Annotated in this window: 16 protein-coding genes; 1 reads left to right on the top strand and 15 read right to left on the bottom strand. The window is 32.3% G+C overall.

Going from position 1 to position 24,972, the window contains the following annotated elements:
* Window positions 1-206: 206 nt before the first annotated feature.
* From E0F91_RS02910 to E0F91_RS02920, 3 genes are all read right to left on the bottom strand, one after another.
* Window positions 207-1,400: an argininosuccinate synthase gene (locus tag E0F91_RS02910; protein WP_132064852.1), complete on the bottom strand. Its 1,194-nt coding sequence runs from the start codon at window positions 1,398-1,400 to the stop codon at window positions 207-209.
* 128 nt (window positions 1,401-1,528) lie between these two features.
* Window positions 1,529-2,146, bottom strand: coding sequence for a GNAT family N-acetyltransferase (locus E0F91_RS02915; RefSeq protein ID WP_132064853.1), 618 nt, complete (start codon window positions 2,144-2,146; stop codon window positions 1,529-1,531).
* 1,251 nt (window positions 2,147-3,397) lie between these two features.
* The gene (locus E0F91_RS02920; protein WP_132064854.1) at window positions 3,398-4,582 is read right to left on the bottom strand and encodes a hypothetical protein; all 1,185 of its coding nucleotides are present in this window, start codon (window positions 4,580-4,582) and stop codon (window positions 3,398-3,400) included.
* A 333-nt stretch (window positions 4,583-4,915) separates the two neighbouring features.
* Here E0F91_RS02920 and E0F91_RS02925 point away from each other — a divergent pair, with 333 nt between their 5' ends.
* Window positions 4,916-5,263: an SdpI family protein gene (locus tag E0F91_RS02925; protein ID WP_132064855.1), complete on the top strand. Its 348-nt coding sequence runs from the start codon at window positions 4,916-4,918 to the stop codon at window positions 5,261-5,263.
* Between the two features lie 495 nt (window positions 5,264-5,758).
* Here the strand turns inward: E0F91_RS02925 and E0F91_RS02930 are convergent, their stop codons facing one another.
* From E0F91_RS02930 to E0F91_RS02985, 12 genes are all read right to left on the bottom strand, one after another.
* On the bottom strand, window positions 5,759-5,953 hold the full coding sequence (locus E0F91_RS02930; RefSeq protein ID WP_132064856.1) for a hypothetical protein: 195 nt from the start codon (window positions 5,951-5,953) through the stop codon (window positions 5,759-5,761).
* A 279-nt stretch (window positions 5,954-6,232) separates the two neighbouring features.
* Window positions 6,233-10,408, bottom strand: coding sequence for a CheR family methyltransferase (locus E0F91_RS02935; protein ID WP_132064857.1), 4,176 nt, complete (start codon window positions 10,406-10,408; stop codon window positions 6,233-6,235).
* Between the two features lie 206 nt (window positions 10,409-10,614).
* The gene (locus E0F91_RS02940) at window positions 10,615-13,062 is read right to left on the bottom strand and encodes a response regulator (protein ID WP_132064858.1); all 2,448 of its coding nucleotides are present in this window, start codon (window positions 13,060-13,062) and stop codon (window positions 10,615-10,617) included.
* A 111-nt stretch (window positions 13,063-13,173) separates the two neighbouring features.
* Complete coding sequence (locus E0F91_RS02945; RefSeq protein ID WP_132064859.1) at window positions 13,174-16,698, bottom strand: response regulator; 3,525 nt, start codon at window positions 16,696-16,698, stop codon at window positions 13,174-13,176.
* A 26-nt stretch (window positions 16,699-16,724) separates the two neighbouring features.
* The gene (locus E0F91_RS02950; protein WP_132064860.1) at window positions 16,725-17,297 is read right to left on the bottom strand and encodes a chemotaxis protein CheB; all 573 of its coding nucleotides are present in this window, start codon (window positions 17,295-17,297) and stop codon (window positions 16,725-16,727) included.
* Between the two features lies 1 nt (window position 17,298).
* Window positions 17,299-18,123 carry a CheR family methyltransferase gene (locus E0F91_RS02955; RefSeq protein WP_132064861.1) on the bottom strand — a complete coding sequence of 275 codons (825 nt, stop codon included), beginning with the start codon at window positions 18,121-18,123 and terminating at the stop codon, window positions 17,299-17,301.
* Window positions 18,124-18,205: 82 nt separating this feature from the next.
* The gene (locus tag E0F91_RS02960) at window positions 18,206-18,640 is read right to left on the bottom strand and encodes a response regulator (RefSeq protein ID WP_132064862.1); all 435 of its coding nucleotides are present in this window, start codon (window positions 18,638-18,640) and stop codon (window positions 18,206-18,208) included.
* Window positions 18,637-21,879 carry a PAS domain-containing hybrid sensor histidine kinase/response regulator gene (locus tag E0F91_RS02965; RefSeq protein ID WP_243698824.1) on the bottom strand — a complete coding sequence of 1,081 codons (3,243 nt, stop codon included), beginning with the start codon at window positions 21,877-21,879 and terminating at the stop codon, window positions 18,637-18,639. Before E0F91_RS02965 ends, E0F91_RS02960 begins: the two co-directional genes overlap by 4 nt.
* Before the next feature lie 15 nt (window positions 21,880-21,894).
* Window positions 21,895-22,449 carry a helix-turn-helix domain-containing protein gene (locus E0F91_RS02970; RefSeq protein ID WP_091256480.1) on the bottom strand — a complete coding sequence of 185 codons (555 nt, stop codon included), beginning with the start codon at window positions 22,447-22,449 and terminating at the stop codon, window positions 21,895-21,897.
* Window positions 22,450-23,288: 839 nt separating this feature from the next.
* A complete protein-coding gene (locus E0F91_RS02975; RefSeq protein WP_132064864.1) occupies window positions 23,289-23,765 on the bottom strand; it encodes a hypothetical protein in 477 nt (158 codons plus the stop codon).
* A 3-nt stretch (window positions 23,766-23,768) separates the two neighbouring features.
* Window positions 23,769-24,446 (bottom strand): peptidoglycan DD-metalloendopeptidase family protein, encoded by a 678-nt coding sequence (locus E0F91_RS02980; RefSeq protein WP_132064865.1) that lies wholly within the window; start codon window positions 24,444-24,446, stop codon window positions 23,769-23,771.
* A gap of 173 nt (window positions 24,447-24,619) precedes the next feature.
* Window positions 24,620-24,913 (bottom strand): putative quinol monooxygenase, encoded by a 294-nt coding sequence (locus tag E0F91_RS02985; protein ID WP_132064866.1) that lies wholly within the window; start codon window positions 24,911-24,913, stop codon window positions 24,620-24,622.
* Window positions 24,914-24,972 lie beyond the last annotated feature (59 nt).

Consider the following 24,972-nt stretch of genomic DNA (forward strand, 5'->3'; position numbering starts at 1 on the left):
TTAAGAGACATTAAGCTTAATTAAACTTTACAGCTTAATGGGATAACTAGTTTGCAAAAGTTTCTGTTAAAAACGAAACTTCTATGGTAGCCCCGATTGCAGTGAAAATCCTTTTCCTTTTTTTAAAGGAAAAGATTGCAACGGAAAGCGGGACAGTTGTTCTTGAAGAGCAAAATATTTCTGCTCCTTAAAAAGAACGTTAAATGTTACTCGTAAGTTTCCTTATTTACGGATGAAAATATGTTTTGTGCATTTCCCAGAATCTTGATAAATCCTTTGGCATCATCAGCTGTCCAAGCGTTATTCATCTCGCCATACTGTCCAAAACCGGTATTCATCAAATCATTTTCAGACTCAATTCCGTCCAAAGTAAAGTGATACGGCTTCAAGGAAACGATCACCGTTCCGTTTACCGTGGTTTGTGTATCCTCCAGGAAAGCCTCGATGTTTCTCATTACGGGATCTAAGAATTGTCCTTCATGAAACAACATTCCGTACCAGTTTCCTAATTGTTCTTTCCAGTATTGTTGCCATTTACCTAGTGTATGTTTTTCTAATAAATGGTGCGCTTTGATGATGATTAAAGGTGCAGCGGCTTCAAAACCAACTCTTCCTTTGATTCCAATAATCGTATCGCCCACGTGAATATCTCTACCAATCGCGTATGCATTGGCCAGTTTTTCTAATGTTACAATATTAACTGAAGGTTTGTCTTTTATTCCATTTACAGCCACTAGCTCTCCTTTTTCAAATGCTAGTGTTACTTTCTCTTCGCCCGTCTTTTGCAATTGCGAAGGGTACGCTTCGCTAGGTAATGCTTGATTGGATGTCAAAGTTTCTTTACCGCCAACGCTGGTTCCCCACAGTCCTTTGTTGATGGAATATTGTGCTTTTTCCCAAGAATAATGCACTCCATTTTTAGACAAATAATCTACTTCCTCTTGTCTTGATAATTTTAAATCACGGATAGGAGTGATAATTTCGATTTCGGGAGCGATGGTTTGGAAAATTAAATCGAAACGAATTTGGTCATTTCCTGCACCTGTACTTCCATGAGCAATTGCCTCGGCACCTACAGATTTTGCATATTTAATGGCTTCGATAGCTTGAAAAACACGTTCTGCACTTACAGATAATGGATAGGTATTGTTTTTTAATACATTTCCATAAATCAAATATTTAATGGCTTTGTCGTAATATTTATCTACGATTGTAAGGTTAGCATGTTTAGCACTACCTAACTCGTAGGCTCTTTCTTCAATTGCTGCTAATTCTTCGTCATCGAATCCGCCGGTATTGATTAAAACTGTGTGAACTTCGTATCCTTTTTCATTTTTTAAATATTTTAGGCAATAGGAGGTGTCTAATCCTCCACTATAAGCTAATACAACTTTTTTCATAATATTATTGTTTTTTTTCTCCTCCCAACCCCCTCCGAAGGGGGCGCCATAACTGGCAAAGGGGGATTTTGTTTGTATTTTTTTCTCTCTTTGGCTCCCTCTCCTTCGGGGAGGGCTGGGGAGGGGATCTATTTTTTTAAGAACAATGCTTCTTTAATTGATTTTAATCTGTTTAAAACTCTGACATTAAAAGGATGTTTTGGTGGGTCTTTCGGTTTCTCTTTTGGATCATAAAGCATTCCGGTACACAAACACATTTTGTTGTCTTTACTTTGCAAAATTTCAAAATTGGTGCAGGTTTTACAGCCGGCCCAAAATGTTGGGTCTGTTGTCAATTCTGAAAAAGGGACTGGTTTGTAGCCCAAATCAGAGTTGATTTTCATAACTGCTAAGCCAGTTGTGATTCCAAAAACCTTAGCATCAGGATATTTTTTCAAGGAATAATCAAAGACAAATGATTTAATTTTTTTTGCTAAACCTAGATTTCTAAAATCGGGATGTACGATTAATCCTGAATGTGCCACAAATTTCCCGTGTTGCCAACTTTCGATATAGCAAAAGCCAGCAAATTTCCCGTCGACTAATGCGAGGACTGCATCTTTGGTTTCCATTTTTTTTTGGATGTACTCAGGAGTTCTTTTAGCAATTCCCGTACCTCTCAATAATGCGGATAATTCTATGGTATCGCATATTTCTTGCGAGTACTTATAATGTTCTTCCTGAGTTATAGTGATAGAAATATTCATTTCAAAAGCTGAATTTTTGAGTTATATAATGATTGTTGAATTTGTTTTTGAAATGCAATTTTGCCAAATTCAAATACATTATTAAAATAGTTGATTGTGGTGCAATAAATTGAACTACAATACAATAGTGATAAATAAATAGTATTTTTTGGATGTATTAATCCAATCGGAAATAAGGTTGATTTCAAAACTAAAAAAATGAAAAATGAATAAAATACGAAACAGCTTTTGGGTACTATAGGGATAGTGTCCGTACTTCGGGAGAAGTGGTAGGTCTGTTTGTCCGTGACAAAGAAGTTATATGTAAACTTGTTTTATTCATTGGTGCAAAAGTACACATAATTTTAAAACACAGCACTGTTTTTATTTTTTCTAACAAAACTTTAATGGATTGTTGATTTTTTATTTAATTCTACAAATTACAGCACTTTACAGAATACATTGGTGAAACATATAAGTCATATAAGTTTTTAATTGGAATAAAATCAAGTAAAACCATAAGTTCATGTAAGCAAAGTCACATAGCCTTACAAAGAACACTTTTAATTTAAATTCCCTTTAAATCACTATTTGAGAAACTAATTTTTTTAATTTATAGGTTTAAAATTAAACGCTGTTTATTGTAAACATATAAGTCATATAAGTTTTTAATTGGAATAAAATCAAGTAAAACCATAAGTTCATAAAAGGAAAACCACTTAGTCTTAAAAAGAATATTTAAACTGAATTTCCCATTAAACCACTATTTGAGAAACTATTCTTTTTTAACTTATATGTTAAAAATTAAATGCTGATTGTTGTAAATATATAAGTGATATAAGTTTTTAATTGGAATAAAATCAAGTAAAACCATAAGTTCATGTAAGCAAAGTCACATAGCCTTACAAAGAACACTTTTAACTTAAATTCTCTTTAAACCACTATTTGAGAAACTAATTTTTTTAATTTATATGTTTAAAATTAAACGCTGTTTATTGTAAAAATATAAGTCACATAAGTTTTTAATTGGAATAAAATCAAGTAAAATCACAAGTTCATTTAAAGAAAGCCACATGGCCTTACAAAGAACATTTTAACTTAAATTCCCTTTAAATCACTATTTGAGAAACTAATTTTTTTAACTTACATGACTTATATGTTTAAAATTAAATGCTGTTTATTTGAGAATATATCGGTTTTTTTTAAACAAAAAAACTCCTTGATAGCTTTAAATATCAAGGAGTTTTATGAAATGGGATGTGTTTTATAGGATTAGTTTCTAAATCTATTTCTGGTGATAATATCCTTTATTTTTGCTTTTAAATCTTCTCCGGTATCATAAACCATCTGTTCACTACTAGGAAAAGTTACCACTCTTCTATCAAAATAGGAGTAATAATTATCGTCAGAGGCACGTTTATCCCCTTTGTATGTTGCGTAAATATTTTCAAAAATAAACTCGCTACTTAAAGGGAAAGATTGTAATAATTGATTACTTCTAAAATTAATATAGTCAATTTTAGCGGAAATTTGACAGGATTTAAACTGTCGAAATTCATAAATGCGTACGGTTGCATTTCTCATATTATCCACCATCACTACTTTTCCTTTTTCGTCTAGTACTTCTTTTCCGTTGGCATCAATGAGTTTTTTGACACCATCTTTAATTACACGTTCTTTTACAAACTCTCTTTCTTTTATTTGTTCCGGCGAAATATAAATTTGTCTAAAATTGATGATCATTCCGTAATCATAATCAATTCCTTTTTGTTTGTTACTGTGGTAAACCGTCCATTTGTCGTTTAAACCATAAGTACTGAAATCCAATAAATCATTTTGAAGGCGAACCGGAATAATCATGTTCGTTTCGTTTTTGGTGTAGACCGAAACATAATCAGATCCCTTAAATTTGGATTCCTCCATGAGTTGTAACCCGTTTTTATAATTTGGAGTTATTTGATTTAAATAGTCCAGATCATCATATGCTTTGCGGTAATTCATTTTGTCTGAAGTTCCCATTAATTTTTTTGCATTTGCATACAAATAGGCTGATAAGGCATTTTTGCTGTCAATGATTTGATCGTTGTAATTTTCAAATGGGAAAATGGCATTTCTCCCTTCTTTAAGTAACTTTAATGGAAGTAATGATTTTAATTTTTCCTGGCGGGAATTTAATTGTAAATAAATATTGTACATTTTTTCCAATTGAGCAGGATTAGCCTCTTTTGCCAACATATTTATGGCATTTAAATCGCGTTCTTTTGCTTTGGCGAAAGCCTCTTCCAACAAGTAAACATAATCTTGTTTGCTTTTTTTATCTTTATTGGTTCGTAAATTAGATACCGCATTGTCAATTGCTTGGTCGTAATTTCCGGAGTTTAATAAGTTTTGGGTTTGCTTAGCACCGCATGCTGAAACAAGAATAAATAATAATAATAACAGTGTAATTTTTTTCATAAGCGATGCTTTTTATCAAGTTTGTATCAACTCGTGTCGTTTAAAAGTGGCCCAAAAATATGAAATTTATTAGAGCTTCATAATTTTATTAGTCAAAATATAATTAATACAAAACTATTTTAATGGAGGTTTTGCAGCTATTCTTTGTAAGTTTATTGGCGACAGGTTATTTTTTGTAGTTCCAAAAGGAGCTTCATTTGATCGTTCTTTTTGAACAACAACAAAACAAAACTTATATTGCTTTTCACTGCTATTTGGACTGTTGCGTGACGTATAAATCAGTACATTTGAATTCTCACAAGTGAATTATCTAGAAATATAAATAAGTCCTGTATGTTTGAGAACCCTTTATTTTTAATTCCATTTATGGCAGGAGCACTCTTTATATTTGCGGGTCTTATCATGCTTAAATTTCCTCCAAAGAAAATAAATTCACTTTACGGATATAGAACTTTAAACGCAATGAAAAGTCAGGAAAGATGGGATTTTGCTCAAAACTATTCCGCAAAAGAAATGATTAAGCTGGGTTTATTACTAATTGTCTGCTGCATTTTGAGTTTCATAACAAAATTTGATCCTATTACAAATAGGAACATTGGTCTATTTTTTTTGATTTTAACTGTAATTGTGCTTTTGGTTCGAGTGGAAAAGGCGATCAAAAATAAATTTGGCAGGCTGTAAAAACTACATTCTATTTATTTTAGTTGTTTTGTTTCGTGAGGATTGATTTGAAACGAAAAAATCTAAATAGACGAGACCCAGAATTTTTGACAAATCTATAATTAATTTGATAACCATGAGCTCGATAAATTTTCTGGCTCATTATGTTTAATACTTTCGTTGTTGGATTAGTTGATCTATTTTTCGTTGATTTAGTGTTTTAAATCTTTTAGAAACAATAAGTTGGATTTAAAAATCAAGAAATAATTTAAGGATTGCACTAGCTCAGTAATTTACTCAACATGCTTTTTTTAAATCATTTTATTTGAATAACTACTGATTTAGACTCATTTGGTTTTTCAATCCTTGGTCCGAGTATAAGGAGAGGTTTTTGTTATTTGAGTGCTTAAAAGTTAGCAATCAAAAAAAAGCATTCAACGAATTTTATGGAAAAAAATAATCAATTCTATTTCTTTAATGGGACTTAACATAAATCCCATTAAAGAAAAATATAATTTATGATTCATCTTTTGTTGTGCGCACTAAGCTAATTCCAGATACAAAGAAAATGATTCCAAGAATACCGTATATTATTAGTGATTTGATTTCGGTTGTTTCACCTGAGGTTCCAGCAAATATAACTGCCGTGTAAATAAGACCACCTATTCCGAGAGCTGTTAGTAACGCTCCAAAGATTCTTTTAAGATTCATGCTATTTAATTTTTAAGATTAATACTTTTTTTAACGGTTTGTTTAAAAACTGAAAGGTTTGCAAACAAAAAATTAAAATTATTTGTTCCGCTTTTCCTTTGCAGACTAATTACTTCACAAATGTATTTTGATTGTCTCCTCCAAGTGTTATACAATTGTTAACAAAAGTTATATCATTCACACTTTAATATAAAAAAAGATGATTTAATAGATTAATTAACATTTTATGTAGGATATCAATCTTATTATTCTGCATTTAATCAATAAATCGAATATAAATTATTGTAGTAGTTCAACTATTTTCGAATATAATAATTTTTCATCAATAGGTTTAGCAATATAATCATTCATTCCAGCACCTTTACATTTTCCCAGATCTACCGTAGTAACATCAGCTGTAAGTGCAATAATTGGGATGTTTAATTTCATGATTTCGCGAATGTGTTTTGTAGATTCAAAACCATTCATTACAGGCATTTGAAGGTCCATTAAAATAATATCGTATGATTTTTTTTCCAGTTTTTCTATAGCAATTTTGCCGTTTTCGGCAATATCACGTTCAAAACCAAAATCATCCAATATTGTTTTCATTAATAATTGATTCAGTGGCATGTCTTCAACAACCAAAACTTTAATTTTTTTTACCATAGTGTTGGATTCAATTAAATTAATCTCTGCCTCAGTATGATTTATTGTCTTTTGAAAGGGTAACGTAAAACTAAATGTAGAACCTTCATTTAGTTTACTTTTGATACGAATGCTACCTCCTTGTGATGTTACTAATTGTTTAACAATGGCTAATCCTAAACCCGTTCCTCCATAATGGCCTGAAGATCCATTACTGGCTTGTTGAAAATTTTCAAATATTAAATCTATATTATCTTCCGGAATACCTATGCCACTATCTGTAATTACAAATTCAATTATTACTTTATCAGCATCTTCAAACAATAGATCAGTACTCACCATAATAGTACCTTGAGAAGTAAATTTAACTGCGTTGCTAACGAGGTTTAAAATGATCTGATGCAGTCGAATGGAGTCTCCTAAAAGAACTGCTGGTATTTTTTTGTCATAATTAGTGATTAATTTTAAATTCTTTTCTTGGATTTTTGTTTCAAACAATTGAAGCATTGAGGCTATTGAAACGGCCATTTCAAATGATTTTTTTTCAAAAACCATTTTACCTGCATCTACTTTAGCTAAATCAAGAATATCATTTATCAATGCAATTAACGTATCGCCACTTAACTGTATGGCTTTTAAATATTCTATTTGTTTAGTAGTCAATTCCGTTTTCAAAAGTACTCTGGTAAATCCAATTATTGCATTCATAGGAGTCCGAATTTCATGACTCATATTAGACAAGAACTGTTGCTTTGCTTTCACAGCATCTTCCGCAACTCGTGTCGCTTTTTCCGCTTTGATTTTTGCTTCTTCGGCTGTTAAAGTTGCCAACTCTGCAAATACTTTTGATTCTATTATTTCAGCTTCAATTCTTTTTTGATCGGTGATATCTCTAGCAACAATAACTACTCCTAAAACATTCGCTTGGTCATCTTTATAAACGGAACCGTTTAATAATACATCCGTTAGCTTGCCGGTCTTATGGCGAAGTTTAAGAGGCGAATTAGTGATAAATCCTTTGGCAAAAACTTCCTTATAAATAGCTTGAGCTTTTTCAGGTTCTGTAAAGTAGCCAAAGAAATCAGTACCTTTAAGTTTCTCTCGCGATAGTCCTGTTATATTTACAGTCGCTTTGTTCATGTCTGTAATCTTCCCTTCGTTGTTTATTGTTGTCAAAGGATCGAGGCTTGCTTCGATAAGACTGAGCGAATATTTTTCTTTGAGATAATACCGAGAACGATCTGTAATGTCTTCAATAGCAAGAAGAATTAGTGGTTTTTTGTTTGTTTTTTGAACAATCAAGTGAGCGTTAAGCAACATTATTCGTTCTCCAATATCAGAAAAGCTATGGGTTACTTCAAAATTTTCGAAACTATTATTTTTGATAAGTATATCATTTAGAACTTCACGAAGTTTTGCAATATTCCATTGTTTATTGCCTAAATCAAATAATAATTTACCTTCTGTTTCTTCCTTATCTACGAGAAATTTTTTATAAAAAGATTTATTAGCGGATATTACATGAAAATCTTTATTTAAGATAAGCATGGGTTCATGGATTGTGGCAATAATAGCTTCAGAATATTCATGTGATTCTATTAATAGATCATGACGCATTTGCAATTCCTGATTGGTAGAAATCAGTTCTTCGTTAGTGGCTTCAATTTCTTCCTTTGAAGTTTCTAATTCTTCATTCAACGTCTGAAATTCTTCGTTAGAAGAAACTATTTCCTCATTAGCTGCTTGTAGTTCCTCATAAATATTTTCTTGTGATTCAATAATATCGATCATTTCAGCACGCGTAGTATTGAGTTCCTCAGTAAGTTTTTTTATTTTTAAATCTTTTAATTTAGTACTGCTTGGTCCATCTATGTCTGATTCAATAATTTTTTCGATCCTTTCCTGCGGTTTAAAAACAATTAGTAGCAATGGTTCGTCCCACTCAATTTTAAGAGGACTAACTTCAAAAGACATCAACCTTAAAACGGACTCAATTTTGATTTCAATACCCGCTTTAGCTACTGATTTCTTTGTTTCTATTACTTTATTAATGGCGTTGCGGAGTTCAAATGCAAATTCTGGTTTGGCCATTTTTAATATATTGAGACTGGCTTTACCTGCTGAATGCTCTAAGTAGGAGGAGATTGGTCCTCTAAACTGGAGTATTTCAAGATCTTTGTTCACTACGGCACAGGCTGGCATGTAGTTTGAAAGAAGTTCGGAGTCAATAGCATTTTTTATAATTTCTTGATTGACACTTATGTTTTTAGAGGCAGTATTCACTTTTTTATTGGACATAGTTGTACGTGTAAAACGTGGTGTTAATTCTAATATTTTGCGTACTCCCAAATTATTTTTTCGAGAATAAATTTTAAATTTATTGTTAACTGATGAGAAAAGCTGTGAGGCTGTACCAATGCTTTCGGCTTTTCCAAGCATTAAATATCCAGTGTCATTCAAAGCAAAATGTAAGGATGCAAAAACTTTCTTTTGTGCAGCAGAATCAAAATAAATCAGGAGATTGCAGCAACTTACTAAATCCATACGTGAAAAAGGAGGATCTCGTAAAATGTTGTGAGGTGCAAATATGCACATTTCTCTAAGTTCTTTAACAATGCGGTAATTTTCACCCGTTTTTGTAAAAAAACGAGTCAAATATTTTTTAGGTATTGATTCAACAGCACTTTGAGAATATTCACCTAGTCGGGCCTCTCTAATGGCCTCTTCGCTCAGATCAGTGGCAAAAATTTGAACCGGTATTTTATTAATTTTTTCCTCTTGCAATTCGGCAATAATCATGGCTATTGAATAAGCTTCCTGGCCTGTAGAGCATGCTGGAACCCATATTCGGAGTGTTTCATCATCAGTTTTATTTTTTAAAAGCTTTATTATTAAATTACTTTTTAAAAATTCAAAAGTTTCCGTTTCCCTAAAAAAGCTAGTTACATTTATTAAAAGGTCAGTGTATAGAATTTCAATTTCATTATTTTTTTGTAATAATAATTCTATGTAATCTTGCATTGACTTTATTCCATATTGATTCATTTTATGATTTATTCTTCTCTTAATGGTAGGCATTTTATAGTGACTAAAATCCACACCTGTTGCTTTGAGTAAAAGTTCAAAAATGGTATTTATATCGTAATTGTTATTTTTAAGAGGAGCTTCTTTTTCGTTGATTTCCTTTTCAGGGTGATCCTTTTTAGTTTTTATTTTCCTTAAACGAACTATTTGGTTGGCAATTTCAACGGGTGATAAAACATAGTCTACCACTCCTAAAGAAATGGCTGCTTTTGGCATGCTACTGGCTTGAGCCGTTTCATCTTGAGCAAAAGTAATACCTCCAGCATCTTTAATGGCTTTGAGTCCCATCACACCATCACTGGCATAACCGGAAAGTATGATTCCAATAACATTAGCTTTATGTGTTTCAGCAAGTGAGGAAAAAAGAAGATCTATAGAGAGATTTGGATTGTTTTTATTGATGCGTGGGTGCAATTGAATGTGACCATTAACTACTTCAATTATTTTATTGGGTGGAATAACATAAACATTGTTTGGTTCCATTTTTTCCATGTTAACGATTTCCTGTACTTTCATTTTAGTGACCTTAGAAAGAATTACAGTCAGTAAACTTTTATGGTCAGGACTTAGGTGTTGAACATAAATATAAGCCATACCAGTATCTACGGGTAGATTTTTAAGTAAAAGGCTAAATGCTTCCAGTCCTCCAGCTGATGCGCCAATGGCTACAACGGGAAAGGAGTTTTTTTTCACCTCTTTTTCTGAGATCAATTTATTAGAAGTAACTTTCTGAGCTGATTTCATAATAGATCAAATATGTGTTTTTATTTTATAATTATGAAATTGGCTCTAATATTATTCCTTACAGAAATTCAAGATGCCTAACATTTTAAAAAGCTAAAAATTATTCATTAAATGTAAGGAAATATGTTTTGTTATAGAGTAAAAAAATAAGGATTTACAAAACAACTAACCAATTAAAACTGAATTTAGACCAGACTATATTAATTTTATAGATTCTTTTTAAGAAGATGAAGTTCTTCTTCTAATTCTTTACATGCCCTTAAACAAACATCTTCTAGTTGTAATACTAAATCATGTATATCTTCATTTTTTTCATGTTCGTTTGCAAAATCTTGAATTTTCTTAGCCACGTTTTCAAAATCTGGATTAATTCCCATGATTGAAAAAGAGGGTAGCATTTTGTGTACCGCAGCACCTAATAAAGTCCAATTTTTCTGCTCTAAACTTTGTATCATTGTTTGTAATAACGGTGGGGTTTGAGCTAAATAAAGTGAAATCATTTCCGTCATTAATTTCGGATTTGATTTTGTCCGCTGCTTTAAATATTGAAGATCAATATATTTTGTTTTAACCTTAGAATTATTGTTTTCCTTCCATTTTTTAGTAAATCCTTCAGGAGGAGCTGTTTTTAAAATGGATGCTATTTTACTATATAACAGTTTTTCATCAATAGGTTTAGCAAGGTAGTCATTCATTCCTGCTGCTTTACATTTTTCTACATCAACAGTGGTTACATCTGCGGTTAGTGCAATTATAGGAACGACAGAATTTAGCGTATTTCTAATGTGTTTTGTTGCTTCAAAACCATTCATTTCTGGCATTTGCAAATCCATTAACACGATATCGTACTCTTGTTCTTCTAGTTTTTCAATAGCTACTTTACCATTTTCAGCAATGTCACTGATAAATCCAAAATCATCCAAAAGTGTTTTCATAAGTAACTGGTTGAGAGCAATATCTTCAACGACTAATATTCGCACGTTTTTTATTTCTGAATAGACTTCTTTTACTTCGTTTTCTAATTCTGTATCGGCATTTGCTTTTTGAAACGGTAAGGTGAAACTAAATATTGAGCCCTCATTTACCGTACTTGTTACACGAATACTACCACCTTGTGGCTCTATTAATTGCTTCACAATAGCTAAGCCAAGGCCAGTTCCTCCATATAATCTTGAAGTTCCGCTAGTTGCTTGCTGAAAATTTTCAAAGATGGTCCCTATTTTGTCTTCGGCGATACCAATTCCTGTATCTATTATTGCAAATTTTAGAATTATTTTAGCCTCATCTTCATATAATAAATCTACACTCACAGTAATCTTTCCTTTTGTAGTAAATTTTACAGCATTGCTAACTAGATTTAAAATCACTTGGTGCAAGCGAACCGGATCTCCTACTAAAACAGTTGGAATATTATTGTCGTATTCCTTAACTAATTCTAAGTTTTTTTCCAGAATCTTTGTCTCAAATAAATGAAGCATGGCTGAAATGGAAGATTTCATTTTGAAAGGTGTTTTTTCGAATGTCATCTTGCCTGCATCAACTTTTGCTAAATCCAGAATATCGTTGATAAGTACAATTAAGGCATCACCGCTTATTTTAATAGCTTCTAAATATTCTTTTTGTTTACCATTCAAATCTGTTTTTAAGACCACTTTTGTAAATCCTATGATTGCATTCATAGGTGTCCGAATTTCGTGACTCATATTGGACAAGAATTGCTGTTTTGCCTTCACTGCATTTTCAGCAATAAGAGTGGCATTTTCTGCTTTTAATTTTGCTTCTTCTGCAATTTCTGTGGCTAATTCTGCAAAGACTCTGGCTTCAATTAACTCCGTTGCGATTCTTTTTTGATCCGTAACATCTCTGCCTACAATTACTACTCCAAGCACTTTCCCTTTGTCATCCTGATACACTGAGCCATTGAATAACACGTCAATCAACGTTCCTTTCTTATGGCAAAGGATCAAAGGAGAATCAGTTATAAGTCCTTTTTCAAACACTTTTTGATACACTTCTCGCGCTTTTTGCGGTTCTGTGAAATAATCAAAAAAATCAGTGCCTATTAATTTTTTGCGAGGTACACCCGTTGCTTTTACAGAGGCATTGTTCATATCCGTTATTTTTCCTTCTGGACTAATAGCAAATAGAGGATCATGACTTGCCTCAATTAAACTAAGGGAATATTCTGATAGTAGTTTTTCAGCAGTAAGGTCGGTATTTAGTTTTTTCAGTTGTTCTGCCTGAACTAATAATTCCTGATTCTTTTTATGTAAATCCACAAAAATCGCCACTTTTGCTTTTAATATTTCTGGCGAAAGTGGTTTTATCATATAATCAACTGCACCGGCTTGATACCCCTTGAAGATTTGTGAAGAATTATCGATACTGGCTGTTAAAAAAATAATGGGAACATGTTTGAGCTTTTCGATCTGGCGAATTAAATCTACTGTTTCAAACCCGTCCATCATTGGCATTTGAACATCTATTAAAATGATAGCAAAATCTTGCTGGTGCAGCAGAATTTTTAAGGCTTCATTCCCTGAATTTGCTTTGACACATAAATAATTTTCATTAGAAAGAATTACTTCTAAGGCAAATAAATTTTCTGGTAAATCATCTACTAGTAAAATTTTGACTGGGCTGTTTATTTTCATTTTTATTGTAAAATAAATGTTTGAATGTTAAATACTCAAAAACGAATTTTAAGTTTCAACAAAAAAATGAGTTACTATCTTTCGCAGCACTACCTGTACGAAGGTATATAGTTATTTACTTAACCATACCCGCATCAAGGACAAAAGGCGTTCTACATCTATGGGCTTTGTAATATAATCGTTGGCTCCAGCATCAATGCATTTTTGTTTATCGTCTTTCATGGCTTTTGCGGTGAGTGCAATGATAGGCAATTTTTTGAACTTCATTTGAGATCGTATGCGCTTCATTGCTTCATAACCATCCATTTCTGGCATCATAATATCCATTAAAACTAAATCAATGTTAGGATGTGTAGCTAGCATCTCTAGAGCATTTTTGCCATTTTCTGACTTGATCACTTCGATTCCTCTTTCTTGTAATATTTTAGATAATGCAAAAACATTTCTCATATCATCATCTACTAAAAGTATTTTCTTTGATTGAAATATAGTGTCTTTATCATGCAAACTATTAATCATTATTTGCTTTGATTTAGGTAAATTACTAATGGTACGGTGCAGAAAAAGAGCCGTTTCATCCAGTAATCGTTCTTCGGATTTTATTCCTTTTATAATAATGCTCTCGGCATATTTATGAAGTAGATTATTTTCTTCTTTTGTAAGTTCTTTTCCAGTGTAAACAATAATAGGAGGCATGTTGTGTCCTTTAATATCTTCGAGTTTTTGAATAAGATCAAATCCGCTCATGTCTGGCAATCCAATATCTAATATGACACAATCAATTTGATTTTCCTGATAAATTTCCAAGGCTTCCTTACCCGTTGCTGCTTCAAAACATTTTACATCACCATTTCCAATGAGTATTTTCATTGCTTTTCTGGAATTTTCACTGTCTTCAATAATCAAAAGATTTTTTATTTTTCTATTAACAAAATTTTCAATGCGGTTGAAAGCTTCTTCTAGACCCTCTTTAGAGATTGGTTTCATCAAATATTCTACCGCACCTTCTCTTATTGGCTCGAGCGAACGATCATTTGCCGAAATAATATGAACTGGAATATGTCTTACAATTGGATTTGCTTTTAACTCCTGCAACACTTCTTTCCCATTCATTCCTGGCAAGCCCATATCAAGGATAATGGCTTGTGGTAAGTATTTTGAAGCAAGTGTCAAACCATCTTCACCACTGGCTGCTGATAAGCATTTGAATCCTTTTTTGTTGGCCTGTTTTAAAAGTATTCCTGCAAAATTTCGATCGTCTTCAATAATGAGTACTATTTTGTCTGTTGCGTTTATGGTTTCTCTATCATCTTCAATAGTTTTATAATTGAGAAAGTTAGCGTTATTTTCAGCACGCGGAATATAGCGTAAAGGTTCCCTTACTGTTGACGAAGTAGGCTCTTGTTCAGGATGAATTTCTAGCGGGATGTGGAGTGAGAATGTAGATCCTTCTTCCGGTTTGCTCGTTACTCTAATCTCGCCTTCTAATAGTTTTGCAAGTTCGCGAGAAATTGAAAGACCTAATCCTGTACCGCCATATTTTCTTGAAGTACCACCTTCAGCTTGTTGAAAAGCTTCAAATATTGCAGCTTGTTTGTCTTCTGATATTCCAATACCCGTGTCAGAAACCGATAGGACTAATGTAGTTTCAGTGCCTGGGTCAATATGTATGTTTACACTTCCTTTTTCTGTGAATTTAATAGCATTAGACAGCAAGTTTTTCAATATTTGATTCAAACGCTGTAAATCGGTGTGAATGAATTCAGGTAAATTAGTGGCCAATTGGCAGGTGAGTAGCAATCCTTTTTGTTCTGCTTGATGTTTAAAATTGAGTAGTAGTTCGTCTGTGAAATTTTTCAAGAATACTTTTTCAACATTAATAGACATTTTTCCTGCTTCAATTTTAGAGAGGTCTAGTACTTCATTTATTAATACAAGAAGATCATGACCACTTTTATAAATAATTTCAGCACTTTCAACTTGCACGTCATCTAAGTTTTTCTTTCTGTTTTCTGATAAATCTTTGGACAAAATAAGTAAACTATTAAGTGGTGTTCTTAGTTCATGCGACATGTTAGCCAGGAATTCCGACTTATACTTGCTGCTAATTTCAAGTTGTTTTGTTTTTTTCTCAATATTATCTTTAGAAGCCTCTACTTCTTTGTTTCGCTCTTCTAACGATTGTGTTTGCTCTTCCAATTCTTCATTGGTCATTTGCAATTCTTCTTGTTGTTGCTTAAGATTTTGTGCTTGCTGCTCTAGTTCCTCATTTAATTGTCTAAGTTCTTCTTGTTGTATTTGAAGTTCTTCAGCTTGATTAGAAAGTTCTTTATTAGCAAAAAACAACTCGACTGCTCGTTTTTCTTTTTCTTCATTTTGGTATGCTAATTCTTTATTAGCAATTCCCAACTCTGCGGCTCGTTTTTCTTTTTCTTCATTTTGAAAAGCAAGTTCTGTATTGGCTATAGCCAACTCAGCAGCCCTTTTTTCCTTTTCTTCGGCTTGTTGAATCGTGTTCACACTTATTGCTATACTCCTCATAGAAACAGCAATAAATTCTTTTTCAGTTTCGGTAAAATCAGTAAGCTTGCCAATCTCTATTACTCCTTTTGTTTTTCCATCTAATAAAAAAGGAGTAATCAGAACATTTGTTGGTTTGGCATTTAGCACGGTAGAAGTAATGCGAATTTGATCATCAGTAATGGCTGTAAACAAAAGTTGTTTTTGTTCCCAAGCAGCTTGTCCAATCAATCCTTCGTTCAACTTAAAGTTTTCTTTAGCTTCATTTGCAGGTGTAAACGCAAATTTTCCGCTAAGTAAAAGAGTATTTTCTTTTTCATCTAATAAATAAACGGCGCCTATGTTGGCTTGGAGATAGGAACATAAAAAGCTAATAGTATTGTTTGCCAATTCGATCATGCTTTGGTCACCTATTAATTTTTCATTAAGCATTGCGTTTCCTGTAAGCAACCAGTTTTTGCTAGCCGTTTCTAATTCGGAACTTTTCAGTGCTTTTAAATTAGTAGTCACTATATTATAGACTACTACAAGAATTAAAGTAATGATTAACAATAAAATGGCAAATACAATGTTAAATCTGCTGGCATCTTGTTCACTGGCTTGAATCCTTTCTGTAAGTAAGAGATTTTCAGTTTCCTGAGCCTGATCAACTAAATTTCTGATTTCATCTTGGATCTGTTTTCCTTCACCAGAAGCAACAAATTCTTGGGCTGGTGCATAACCTTTTTTACGAAGAGCGATGCATTTCCTAAAATTATCGAAACGCATTTTAGTTTTCTTCTTTAGCTCTTCAATATTCTTTTGCTGGTTTGGATTGTCTTTTGTTAGTTCTTTGACTTTATTGAGTTGCGGAATTATATTGACATTAGAAGAAGTAAAAGGAATTAAAAAATCATCATTTCCAGTAATTACATAGCCTCGAATTCCTGTTTCGGCATCAACAGTTAACATCAAAATTTGCTCGAATTCATACAAAACAGAATTGGAATGATTGACTAAGGTATTAGAGGCGATGAATTTTTCGCTGTTTTTATAGGAGAAAATTGCCACTCCTAAAAGTACTATTGCACAAGCAATAAATCCTGTCGCTATTTTTTTACCAAGGGTCATTTTCATTTTGTTAGTTGTAAAATTGATTTTGATTATCTCTTTTGTTGTTCTATTTTTATTAAAAATTCGGCGATATCATCTAATGACCCTATAAAATTAGGTTCAATAGCTGCAATTGCCGCCTTTGGCATATAGGCTGATTCTGCAGTTTTTGGGTCCTGAATTATAGTTAGACCACCACATTCTTGTATTCGTTTGATGCCTTTTGTACCGTCATTATTAGCGCCAGTGAGTACTATTCCAATTAATTTGTTTCTATAGGCTTCAGCGGCCGACTCAAATAACACATCAATAGATGGTCTTGCATAATTTACGCGTTCATCTATAGTGAGGGAAAAGGTTTTGTCTTTTTCTATCAACAAATGATAATTAGGAGGAGCAATATAAATGGTGCCTTTTTCAATTTTTTCTTTTTCATCTGCTTCCTTGATTTCAAGCTGACTTTTATCATTCAAAATAGTGATCCATTGGCCATCAGAGTGTGCTCCTAGATGTTGCACAATAATAATAGGTATACTAAAATGTGCCGGCATGGCTGAGAATATAATTTTTATAGCATTCATACCACCAGAAGAAACTCCTATTACAATTGCTTCGTACTGCATTTTAGTATTTCTTTTTAAATATTCTTTGTTTAAGATCTAATTCGCTATAATCTTCAAAATAATCGGTAAACCGAATACTTTCTTTAGATCCCAACGATAAAACACCTCCATTTATCAGGCTATTATAAAAAAGAGATTGAACTTTATTTTGTAAATTTTGATCAAAATAAATTAGTACATTCCTACATAATATTAAGTGTACTTCGGCAAAAACACTATCGGTTACCAAATTATGATTGGCCCAAACAATATTTTTTTTTAAAGATTGATTCATAATAACATTATCGTAATGTGAAGTATAATAACTTGAAAAAGATTCTTTTCCTCCTGACAATTGATAATTAGAAGTGTATTCTTTAATTAATTTATTCGAAAAAATACCTTCTTTAGCACGATTCAACGCCAGCTGATTAAAATCAGTAGCATATATTGTCGTTCTATCATACAAACCTTCTTCTTGCAATAGAATTGCCATCGAATACGCTTCCTCTCCTGTAGCACAACCAGCATGCCATATTTTTATAAAAGGATAGGTTTTTAAAATAGGAATCACTTTTTCTCGCAATGATCTATAAAATGCAGGATCGCGAAACATTTCGGTAACCGTTATTGATAAATCTTGTAAGAGTTCTGAAGCGAATGGTACATTATTTAAAACCATAGATTGCATTTGAGCTATATCTTCAAAGCCAGAAAGTGCCATTCTATTTAGTATTCGACGCCTAATATGCGCTTGCGAATACTCTCTGAAATCGTACCCATATTTCCGATAGATGGCTTCTAATAGCAATGAAATCTCCAGATCTGATGTGTCTTTATACTGCATTTTTCTTAAATAATATTGGTTTTAATAGAACCAAATTTAAGTGTGATTAATCTAATTAGGAATAAGTACTTGTGTAATTAATTTACATGCGATCCATATACCAATTTAATTCTTTTTCCATTTTCTGGTATTTAAAAATAGCAGTGATTATTTTTTGCAAGCGAACAAATGCAGTTTCACTTTTCACTACATAATCAAATGCCTTGTGGTGCATGCAGTTTATAGCCACTTCAATTTTATCTTGAGAGGAAAGCATAACCACAGGAATTTCTGGATTAAAAGCTTTAACTTTATCTAAAGTTTCAAGACCGTTCATTGCATTTTCTACAATACCATCTAGTTGATAATCTAAGATTACTACATCCGGATTGTGTGATAAGTTTGCAATGCAAAGTTCTCCTGTAGGATACGTTTCTACTATAAAATCAGCATTTTCTAAAAATTCAATTTCTAAAGATTTTAAAAATAGGGCATCATCATCTACTAGAAATATTTTTACTTTCTTGTTGTCGTTCATTTTATGGTATTTATAATTATGTTTAATTCTTCTTCTAATTCACTGCAAGCTTGCTCACAAACTTCTTCAAGTTGTTGAACTAAAGCTTTAATTTCTTCTATATCTTCTGGCGCTGTTGTTATCTCTTGAATTTGTTTGGCTATGTTTTCAAAATCTTGACTTATTCCCACAATAGCAAACGACGGAATCATTTTGTGTGCCGCAGCACTTACTAAATGCCAATTTTGGTTGGCTAAACTTTCTTTGATCGTTTTTATTATAGCAGGCGTTTGGGTTAAATAGAGTTTGATCATTTCTTCCATTAAAACGGGATTTGATTTTGTTCTTTGTTTCAAATACGTCAGATTAATGCACTTTACTTTTTTTACTATAACTTCTTCTTCTTTCACACGTTCAATATTTATGGCACTAGGAATGGTTTTTTTTAAGAGTCCAATTATCTTACTGTATAGCAGGCGGTCATCCACGGGTTTTGCAAGATAGTCATTCATTCCCACTGCTTTACATTTAGCTAAATCTACTGTAGTCACATCTGCTGTTAAAGCAATAATTGGTATTTTTGATTTCAGTGTATTTCGAATGTATTCTGTTGTTTCAAATCCGTTCATTTCTGGCATTTGCAAGTCCATTAAAATGACATCATATTCCTTATCTTTTAATTTTTCGATTGCTATTTTACCGTTTTCGGCAATGTCACGCTCAAATCCAAAATCATCAAGAAGTGTCTTCATTAACAATTGATTCAACGGAATATCTTCAACAACTAAAATTTTTATATTTTTTATTTCGGTATCCAAAGCAATAATCTCATCTCCCATTTCAGCATCAGAATTTGTCTTTTGAAAACTTAATGTAAAACTAAATGTAGAACCTTTACCTACCACACTCCGGACACGAATAGTTCCTCCTTGTGGTTCTATGAGTTGTTTGACAATGGCTAAACCTAATCCTGTTCCTCCATACAACCTTGATGTTCGGCTGGATGCTTGTTGAAAATTCTCAAATATTTTTCCGATTCTGTCTTCTGGTATTCCGATACCGGTATCCGTGACAGCAAATTCAATAATTACTGTATCAACATCTTCATGTATTAAATTGACGCTTACAGTAATTTTTCCTTTGGATGTAAACTTGACTGCGTTACTGACTAAATTTAAAATTATTTGGTGCAAACGAACTGGGTCACCAATAAGAACTTGTGGAATTTGAGGATCGTATTCTTTAATTAATATTAAATTTTTTTCTTGAATTTTAGGTTCAAATAAATGAAGCATCGCAGATACCGAAGAATTCAATTTGAAAGGAGTTTTTTCAAATGTCATTTTGCCGGAATCAACTTTTGCTAAATCCAATATGTCGTTTATAAGTACGATTAATGCATCTCCACTCATTTTAATAGCATCTAAATATTCTTTTTGTTTCAGCGTCAAATCTGTTTTCAGTACCACTTTGGTAAAACCAATAATCGCATTCATCGGGGTACGAATCTCATGACTCATATTCGACAAAAATTGTTGTTTTGCTTTTACTGCATTTTCAGCTATAATAGTGGCTTTTTCTGCACTTCTTTTAGCTTCTTCTGCTATTTCTGTGGCAAGTTCTGCAAAAACTCTAGCTTCAATCAATTCGGTAGCAATTCTTTTTTGATCTGTAATATCTCGGGCAACCACCACCACGCCTTGTACATTTCCCGCTTCGTTTTTATAAACGGAACCGTTAAACAATACATCAGTCAATTTGCCGTTTTTGTGACGCAGTGTAAGTGGTGAATCAGCAACAGAGCCTTTTTCAAATACTTCCTGATACACTTCACGGGCTTTTTGTTGTTCTGTAAAATAATCGAAAAAATCAGAACCTGTGAGTTCTTCGCGGGTTTTTCCGGTACTGTTGACCAAAGCCTCATTCATATCCGTAATCTTACCTTTTGTATTTATGGTTACCAAAGGATCCCGACTAGCTTCAATCAAACTAAGCGTATATTTAGAATCTAATTTTGTAGTATAGTTAAGTTCTTCAAGCTCTTTATTAACAATTTCCCTTTTCTCTTTTTCTTGGTTTTGAAAAAGAAGTTCTTTATTAGCAATAATTAATTCGTTGGCTCTTTTCTCTTTTTCATCATTTTGAAACGCCAATTCCTTATTGGCAATAACTAATTCAGCCGCTCTTTTTTCTTTTTCTATATTTTGAAAAATAAGTTCTTCGTTAGCAATGATTAATTCGTTCGCTCTTTTCTCTTTTTCGTTGTTTTGAAACGCAAGCTCTTTGTTAGCTATCACTAATTCAGCTGCACGTTTCTCTTTCTCATCATTCTGAAATGCTAATTCTTTGTTAGCTATTACAAGCTCAGAGGCTCTTTTTTCCTTTTCTTGGTTTTGAAAAAGAAGTTCTTTATTGGCAATAATTAATTCGTTAGCTCTCTTCTCTTTTTCTTCATTTTGAAATGCCAATTCTTGATTTGCTATAACTAATTCTGCGGCTCTCTTTTCCTTTTCATCATTTTGATACGCCAGTTCTTTATTAGCATTTTGTAAATCCAAAGCCCATTTTTGTCCGCCTGTATTTCGCGCTACGATAACCACACCTTGAACCTTACCAAGATTGTCTTTATAAACAGAGCCATTGAAAAGTACGTCAGTTAATTTGCCGCTTTTATGCCGAAGTGTTAACGGAGAGTCTTCTATGGCATTATTTTGAAAAACTTGTTGATATACTTTTTGTGCTTTTTGTTTGTCTGTGAAATAATCGAAGAAATTAGAACCAGTTAGTTCGTTTCGAGTAACACCAGTAATATGTACTAGTGCTTCATTCATATCCGTGATCTTGCCTTCTCTATTTATTGTAATTAAGGGGTCAAGACTTGCTTCAATTAAACTTTTTGAATATTGTGCTGCTAATTTTTGAGTGGTACTGTTTGTTGCTTCAGTAAAAAAACCATGAGTAACTCCATCAGAATCTTCATAAATAGATGCATTATAAACTACGTCTGTTAATTCGCCGTTTTGGTGCTTTACCGTTAACGAATAATCTTCAATAAACCCTTTTTCAAAAACGTGTTGCCATCTGTTCTTTACTTCCTGCTTCTCTGTAAAATGATCAGAGAAATTAGTTCCTATCACTATATCTCTTGCTATTCCTATGTTTTTTATTGACGCTTCATTAATATCAGTGATTTTTCCTTCGGCACTAATAGTAACAAAGGAACCTACACTGGTTTCAATTGAATCGGTGGAATTGAGCATACTGATACTTTTCATTTAGTCATTTACATTTCCAATTTCCTCAATTGGATTCCGTCTTTTATCTTTTAACTGTTTAAAATGAGAAGGGGATAGGCCAGTTACTTTTTTAAACTGACTAGATAAATGAGCTACACTGCTGTAATTCATTTTCCATGCAATTTCAGTGATATTTAATTCACCATAGATAATTAACTCTTTTATACGTTCCGTTTTATGGGAAATTATAAATTGTTCTATTGTAGTTCCCTGAACCTCTGAAAACAAGTTCGATAAGTACGTATAATCGTGATTCAATTTTTGACTCAAATAATCGGAAAAATTGATTTTGATAGGCTCCGTCGAATGGTGTACCATTTCAATAATTACATTCTTTATTTTCTCTATCAACATGGATTTTTTATCATCCATCAATTCAAGCCCTGAATCTAAAAGTGCCGCTTTCAAGAGTTGTCTTTGCTCCATAGAAATATTTTCCATAATTTCTACTTCTCCTAAATCAACAACCATGTAGTGAAGTTTAAGCTTTTTTAATTCTTCTTTTACCGCCATTTTACAGCGGTTGCTTACCATGTATTTTATGTATAGTTTCAAAAATTTTCAATTTACAGTTTGCACAAATGTAACTTTTCGCAATAAAGATACATTATAAAATTTTACAAATAAGTTATAATATAATTCGCAATCAAGAATGACTCCTAATAATCCGAACAAATAGCGAAAGAAAAACCCACTTTACTATGGAATTGTGAGATTATCGGTTGGTATTTCCTATTTTTTTGTATTGAGAAAATTAGTATAACAGTTCTTTCAATTTTGAGGACGTAATTATTTGCTTTTTTTATCATAGTCTAGGATTCAATACTTAGAGCTGTTTTTTACCACTGTTATAATTTGTTTGAATGTAGTTATTGATTTAATTTTTAAGTACATAGTTCAGTTGTCAATTGATTTAGAGGTTTCTTTTTCAATTATTAAATCTATGATCTCAAAATTTATTTTTGTTATATAATTATTTGCAATAGTTGTTAAATTATCACTTTATTTTTTTGAGGCCAATTGTGTATTAAAAAATTAGAAACATCACTTCACTATTAATCAAATTTACTTTCGGTAAACAGTTTTCGACGATTAAAATTAGATGCACATTTTGGTTAATTTTCGAAAGGATTAAACTAGAAAAACGACAAGCTTATAAGTAGCAATGCACTTTTTTGAACAGAAATTTTAAAAATTCGGTAACAGACTGAAAGTAGGTATCAATAGGTTAGAAAAAAAATACCACAGATTATAATATGTAACTAGAGTTACAATTAAAATCTGTGGCAAAAGTAAAAAATTTAAGTAATAGCAATTACAAGCGACTGCTTTTATACGACACACTTGAATTAAAGAGGGATTAAGTTTTCCTCTTAATTCATAGGAAAAGCATTAACCCAATCCAGCGATTTTATGGAGGATACTTTATTTTCCGCATTCATCGTTACTCGTAGCTCTTTATTAGCTACTTTTTTTGAATACGATGCTTTATAGCGAAAAACGATAGATTGGTCAAAGTTGTTTTTAAAAGCTTCGATTAATTCAAGATCTATAAAAGTGCCATAATATTGACGAAAACGAGTACATGTTTTTGTTAATCTTGCCTCGGTCGTGTTTTTAATAACAGATGGAGTCGCTTCACTCAATGTAAATGGTTTGAATTTAGATGTATTGCAAGTCATTAATACTCTTTTTCCCAATTCGTACGCTTTACTTTTTTGGCTTTCACTAACTTCTGACAAGCCCAATCTAACAGTTTTTACTACTTCAGGCTCTGGTATGGCAACCACTTTTTTTGATTTACATCCAATGAGTAAAAGGATACTTAAAACTAGAATTAATTTTTTCATGATTTATTTAATTTTTAATAAGATATTGGGATCGGGACAGTTTTCTAAATACTGAGTCAGATCCTTTTTACTGCAAACACCAGGATAATCTCCAAAACTACTCGTGATTTCTTTTATAATTTGAAAATGCAAATGCGGAGCATAATCACCATTTACGGAAGCATCGCCCAAAGTAGCTAATTGTTGTCCTTTTTCATAAAAATCTCCAATTGTAATATCACTAATACTTTCTAAAGATAAATGACCATATAAAGTATGAAATTTTTGTCCTTCTATTTTATGTTCTAAAATTATTGTTGGACCATAATCACCCATGCCCGTATTATAATTAAAGCTATGAACAAAACCATCAACGGCCGCTAAAACGGGAGTTCCTGCTTTAATCCATAAATCTAAACCAATATGGATGTTGCGCTCTTCTGTGTTTGTGTCATTAAAAATTTCACTTCTTTTATACAGATTTCTAACTTCATTGTACCCTCCATAAGCTACTTTTGCATTATTTTCAGTCAGGTAATTTTCAATATAATCTTCAAAATCTAGTGCATTATCAATGTTAAGCGATTTAAAAGCTTCATTTGTGATGGATAAATCCAAGGGAATATACTGTTTATATTCAATTTTTGCATCTATTACTTTAACGTTTTCTTGGTCTCGTAAGATGGTTTCTAATGATTTCATTTACTGTTAATTTTATAAAACACTAAATTTAATTAAAAAATGCCAACATAAAAATTTTACGCTGGCATTATAACTTTTAATTTACATTAGCGCAGTTACATTTCCCAAAAAAAAAAAAGATGAGTTTGAGTTTAGCTTAATTCATTGTTTAGGAGTTTTACCTTAGACTGCTATTATTTTACCGCTAATAAATCAACAAATTCAATAACGGGATCTTTAGACAATAATTCGCCGGCATTCGCCATTAGAGCTGCTGCAATTTTTCCGGCAAGGTGCGCTTTTCGACTTTCCTCAGTTTCAAAAGTATCAAAAATTCCAAACGTGGAGGCGCCTATTTGCCATCCATACCAGTTTACGGTATCTGGTTCATCTAATACCAACGGTAATGCGCTTTTTAAAAATGCGGCAACTTCTTCTTCTTTTCCAGGCTTAGCTTCTAATCGTGCTAATAAAGCATATTTTTCCATAATCGTAATTTTTAGAAATTAAAAGTAGTGATTTTAGTTTTTAGATTTATATAGTTTAA

Origin of the sequence: Flavobacterium sandaracinum, assembly GCF_004349135.1 — a bacterium.
Classification (GTDB): domain Bacteria; phylum Bacteroidota; class Bacteroidia; order Flavobacteriales; family Flavobacteriaceae; genus Flavobacterium; species Flavobacterium sandaracinum.

Bases quoted from the DNA above. Each gene is read 5' to 3' on its own strand.
- E0F91_RS02910 (WP_132064852.1), bottom strand. From the start codon at position 1,400: ATGAAAAAAGTTGTATTAGCTTATAGTGGAGGATTAGACACCTCCTAT.
- E0F91_RS02915 (WP_132064853.1), bottom strand. From the start codon at position 2,146: ATGAATATTTCTATCACTATAACTCAGGAAGAACATTATAAGTACTCG.
- E0F91_RS02920 (WP_132064854.1), bottom strand. From the start codon at position 4,582: ATGAAAAAAATTACACTGTTATTATTATTATTTATTCTTGTTTCAGCA.
- E0F91_RS02925 (WP_132064855.1), top strand. From the start codon at position 4,916: ATGTTTGAGAACCCTTTATTTTTAATTCCATTTATGGCAGGAGCACTC.
- E0F91_RS02930 (WP_132064856.1), bottom strand. From the start codon at position 5,953: ATGAATCTTAAAAGAATCTTTGGAGCGTTACTAACAGCTCTCGGAATA.
- E0F91_RS02935 (WP_132064857.1), bottom strand. From the start codon at position 10,408: ATGAAATCAGCTCAGAAAGTTACTTCTAATAAATTGATCTCAGAAAAA.
- E0F91_RS02940 (WP_132064858.1), bottom strand. From the start codon at position 13,062: ATGAAAATAAACAGCCCAGTCAAAATTTTACTAGTAGATGATTTACCA.
- E0F91_RS02945 (WP_132064859.1), bottom strand. From the start codon at position 16,698: ATGAAAATGACCCTTGGTAAAAAAATAGCGACAGGATTTATTGCTTGT.
- E0F91_RS02950 (WP_132064860.1), bottom strand. From the start codon at position 17,297: ATGCAGTACGAAGCAATTGTAATAGGAGTTTCTTCTGGTGGTATGAAT.
- E0F91_RS02955 (WP_132064861.1), bottom strand. From the start codon at position 18,123: ATGCAGTATAAAGACACATCAGATCTGGAGATTTCATTGCTATTAGAA.
- E0F91_RS02960 (WP_132064862.1), bottom strand. From the start codon at position 18,640: ATGAACGACAACAAGAAAGTAAAAATATTTCTAGTAGATGATGATGCC.
- E0F91_RS02965 (WP_243698824.1), bottom strand. From the start codon at position 21,879: ATGCTCAATTCCACCGATTCAATTGAAACCAGTGTAGGTTCCTTTGTT.
- E0F91_RS02970 (WP_091256480.1), bottom strand. From the start codon at position 22,449: ATGGTAAGCAACCGCTGTAAAATGGCGGTAAAAGAAGAATTAAAAAAG.
- E0F91_RS02975 (WP_132064864.1), bottom strand. From the start codon at position 23,765: ATGAAAAAATTAATTCTAGTTTTAAGTATCCTTTTACTCATTGGATGT.
- E0F91_RS02980 (WP_132064865.1), bottom strand. From the start codon at position 24,446: ATGAAATCATTAGAAACCATCTTACGAGACCAAGAAAACGTTAAAGTA.
- E0F91_RS02985 (WP_132064866.1), bottom strand. From the start codon at position 24,913: ATGGAAAAATATGCTTTATTAGCACGATTAGAAGCTAAGCCTGGAAAA.